The following is a 3,344-nucleotide window of genomic DNA, read 5'->3' on the forward strand; positions in this document are numbered from 1 at the left end:
AGCAGGAATCAGTCTGGGCTGGCTGTATCTGACAGACGATGGCGCGCAATACCGCAGGCAAATCAGCCGCAGAATTAAAGAAGGGATCAGTGATAAAGCTGCGGACGTGATCAGTAAGAAAACCATCGTCCCTAAAAAAGCCGCTAAACTAGCCACAGATGCCTTGATCAAAGACAAGTAAACATCAGGCGTCTGGCCGCTTAACCAGGTTTTCGATATACGTCTCTAAACCGGTACTGCCCAAATGTGCTTGGTTAACGTCTTCTGACGGGCCATACAGGGTTAACCTGGTCATATTTACAAATGATGCCGCCGCCTTTTCTGAAAAACCGCTTTGACTCAATGATTTTTCCCAATCCGCTTCCGGTGTCACCGCAACATTGACCGGTTTGTTTAACGCTTGACTGAATGCATTTGCCACGTCCTGTATGGTGTAACGCTTTGGCCCTTCGATATGAAACAAACCCGTTTGCCCGTTACCCATTAATTCTGCCGCGAACAGCCCGATATCTGCCGGCGCGACCATCGGCAACTCGAAATCCGCAGGATAAAGCGAAGGCAGGTTCCCCGTTTCCCTGACCACTTTTAGGGATTGATCGAAATTACTCATATAATACGCGCTGCGAATGATTGCGAGCGGCACCTGTTGCGCCTTCAGGCCCTGCTCCATTTCGTACAGGACGCCCAGGTCGCCGATGTTGTTACCCGCTTGCGCGCCATAAGTAGAAGCCGCGACGATTTTCTCCAGGCTTGAATTTTTTACGGCAGCGATAATAGACTGTATACTTTTGGTTTCCTGTTCAAGGGTATCAGCATCCGGTGGAGCCGGGGGATTCAGGATAAAGGCGCGCTCACCCTGCCCGAAAAACCCGCTTAAAGAACGGGTGTCAAAAACGTCGACTTCATCATGGCCGGCTGCAAGTACCCGTTCTCCACGGTCCTCCAGCGCTTTAGCCAGGGCAGTACCGATATGGCCTGTCCCTCCGAGAATAATATACTTATAGTTCATCATTTTGATTAACAATTCAGCGGGTTGATTGTTAGCTAAAATATGAACGAACTTAATCTTGAACCTCCTCTTGCAATACTAATAATTTTAGCATATATTCGCATTATGACCAAAGAATTTATAGCTTTTACAAAAGCAACCATTCACGAATCCTACAATGTAGATGTAGAAATAAAAAACGACGAAGTCATTTTTCCAAAAGGAACCAGCGAATACACGGTACTACAAGTGAATAATTTCTGGAAAGCCATACTGGAAGGTGAGACCAGGCGTTATACGGGCAACGGGTATATCCCGCGATAGTCATTTAGAACGTTTACCGATGAACAATAGCAATGACCCCAATAAAAAAATCGTAAGGTGCCCTACCTGCACCACCATTTCCCATCATAAAATTCCGAAGGGCGAGTGGTTCGATTTTTTTTTATTTTGGCTGCCGCTAGAACGCTACAGGTGTTACAGCTGCTTTAATAAATTTTATACGAAGGCCCGTTAATGGAAGGGTTAGCGCACATCCAACCCTGGGCGGACTTTTTTCCGAATGATGAATTTTCAGATTCGGGTTTCCTTCATTTGACAGCGACTGTATCGGAAACTTTTGTAACTCCTTCAGAAAATTTCCAGGAGGCATTCGGACATAACGAGCTTATTCATTTTTATGTTCATGCAGATTACCTGCACCACTGTATTTTCCCGGTTTTGCCTGTTAATGCCGATGACAGTGTTGCAGATATAGGGCTGATCGTATTAAAAAATACGGGTCAGGCAAAAATGGATTTTAAAGCCCTGCAGCTCTGTTTAGAGTCGGACAATACTCATAAAGCAATCATTTGCCGAGCGTTGGCGCACCGCTTTTTGGCAGATATGTTAGGAATGCTTTCGGCCGCGCAATTGGCCTGCTCGCTCCCAGCGGATTGGTCGCCAGTTGAAGGTTCAATAAGCTATTACCTGGAAGGCAACTATACCCGTAAAATGACGGTTGAACAACTGGGCGCTGCCATGGGACAGAGCTTAAGTACTTTTAAAAGAAATTTCGCCGGGCTTTATGAGACTACGCCGATGGAATGGCTGATCCGGCGCCGGCTCGAATACGCTTACTTCCTGGTTCGTTATTCCGACTATTCTATTGCTGCTATCACCGTGCTCTGCGGATTCGGTGGCATGTCCCATTTTGCTAAATCTTATAAAGCAGAATTCGGTTACCCGCCTTTGAAAAGTAAATCCATAGAACTCAACTCCGCTGTTTAGTATTTACTACAAACTCGCAAAATTGGCTTTCATTTCATGGCACAGCCAAAGGTGGTACCGGATTTGCTATGTAATCAGCGAACGAACACTAAAAACTAAAAATCATGAGATCATTACTGTACATCATCGCCGTCATCCTGATCATAGGCTGGGCCATCGGAACATTCGCTTACGCAGCGGGCGGTTTAATTCATATTTTATTGGTCATCGCGATTATTTCGCTGGTACTGGGCTTTCTCCGCAGGGACACGGTAGTCTAGTAAATCATAAATAATAAAAAAGGTGTGCCGTCTGATGGCACGCCTTTTCAAATATTATGAAAAAGAAAAATACTTTCGTAAACGAAACCTTGTCCTTTGAAGATTTTGAACAAGCCATTGCGCTAAGGCCAGCCTCCGATGCGGCGCTGGATGAACTGGTACGTGAGCGTCTGACCGCCGAAAAAGACGCGCAGAAAAAAGAACGCGAATTAAAAAAAGCGCGCAATAAGTTGCACTAATTCTTTTTCTTTTGGCCGTAATCTTCTTGTTCACTTTCCAGGCCGTCGTCGGTTTTTCAAAAAACCCACATTGTTAGAATATTTGATTTCGGGATGTCCATAATCTGCCTGATAAAACGCAACTTTTACGGTTGTTTGTTGATGATCATTCTTGTCATTTGATCTTATGGGTTTGATGTGAAGCGATATCCAGGCAAGCCCGATTTCTGACATCCTGAATACCGAAACTTTCGGTGACTACAGAAGACGTTACTTTTTTTTTTGACATCAAAAAAGAGAGTAACCAAACGACCTATCTGCATAATACGCAACTGCAAGACGAACAGCGAAGAGAACACATTGTTCTTTTCGAAGACGATCTTGGAATTTTTATTGAAGCCTTGAGTATGCTCCTCGGCAGGTTGAGCCAAGATTTAAAGCAAGGGTGAAAACAAGCGGCAAATCTTTTCGGGCAATTGCCTGAAAAGGGTTCGCTTAGCCCATTGGCTGGGATTGATCTTAATAGAGTGCTTGAGGTCTTCTTCGAATGCTTTTTTTAAGTGCCTCGCTAATGTAGTATCATAGATCATCGCGTTCACCTCGAAGTTA

The 3,344-nt window shown here is 44.8% G+C and carries 6 protein-coding genes; 5 read left to right on the plus strand and 1 reads right to left on the minus strand.

Features of this window, described 5'->3' with window-relative positions; genetic code table 11:
* A partial coding sequence (locus tag FO440_RS24645) for a hypothetical protein (protein ID WP_186292798.1) occupies positions 1–181 on the plus strand: 181 nt, incomplete at its 5' end.
* A 3-nt stretch (positions 182–184) separates the two neighbouring features.
* Here FO440_RS24645 and FO440_RS24175 read toward each other — a convergent pair.
* Positions 185–1,012 carry an NmrA family NAD(P)-binding protein gene (locus FO440_RS24175; RefSeq protein ID WP_222104052.1) on the minus strand — a complete coding sequence of 276 codons (828 nt, stop codon included), beginning with the start codon at positions 1,010–1,012 and terminating at the stop codon, positions 185–187.
* A gap of 102 nt (positions 1,013–1,114) precedes the next feature.
* Between FO440_RS24175 and FO440_RS24180 the strand changes: the two genes are divergently transcribed.
* The 4 genes from FO440_RS24180 (at position 1,115) to FO440_RS24195 (ending at position 2,756) form a co-directional block, all read left to right on the plus strand.
* Positions 1,115–1,312, plus strand: a complete 198-nt coding sequence (locus FO440_RS24180; protein ID WP_144250900.1) for a hypothetical protein — start codon at positions 1,115–1,117, stop codon at positions 1,310–1,312.
* 192 nt (positions 1,313–1,504) lie between these two features.
* Complete coding sequence (locus tag FO440_RS24185) at positions 1,505–2,257, plus strand: helix-turn-helix domain-containing protein (protein ID WP_144250901.1); 753 nt, start codon at positions 1,505–1,507, stop codon at positions 2,255–2,257.
* 104 nt (positions 2,258–2,361) lie between these two features.
* The gene (locus FO440_RS24190; protein WP_144249110.1) at positions 2,362–2,517 is read left to right on the plus strand and encodes a lmo0937 family membrane protein; all 156 of its coding nucleotides are present in this window, start codon (positions 2,362–2,364) and stop codon (positions 2,515–2,517) included.
* 56 nt (positions 2,518–2,573) lie between these two features.
* Entirely contained in the window at positions 2,574–2,756 is a 183-nt protein-coding gene (locus tag FO440_RS24195) for a hypothetical protein (protein WP_144250902.1), read from the plus strand.
* Positions 2,757–3,344: the final 588 nt, after the last annotated feature.

The organism is Mucilaginibacter corticis (genome assembly GCF_007558865.1).
Classification (GTDB): Bacteria; Bacteroidota; Bacteroidia; order Sphingobacteriales; family Sphingobacteriaceae; genus Mucilaginibacter; species Mucilaginibacter corticis.

What these genes read in the sequence shown, in the direction of transcription:
- FO440_RS24180 (WP_144250900.1), top strand. Translation starts at nt 1,115, where the DNA reads ATGACCAAAGAATTTATAGCTTTTACAAAAGCAACCATTCACGAATCC.
- FO440_RS24190 (WP_144249110.1), top strand. Translation starts at nt 2,362, where the DNA reads ATGAGATCATTACTGTACATCATCGCCGTCATCCTGATCATAGGCTGG.
- FO440_RS24175 (WP_222104052.1), bottom strand. Translation starts at nt 1,012, where the DNA reads ATGATGAACTATAAGTATATTATTCTCGGAGGGACAGGCCATATCGGT.
- FO440_RS24195 (WP_144250902.1), top strand. Translation starts at nt 2,574, where the DNA reads ATGAAAAAGAAAAATACTTTCGTAAACGAAACCTTGTCCTTTGAAGAT.
- FO440_RS24185 (WP_144250901.1), top strand. Translation starts at nt 1,505, where the DNA reads ATGGAAGGGTTAGCGCACATCCAACCCTGGGCGGACTTTTTTCCGAAT.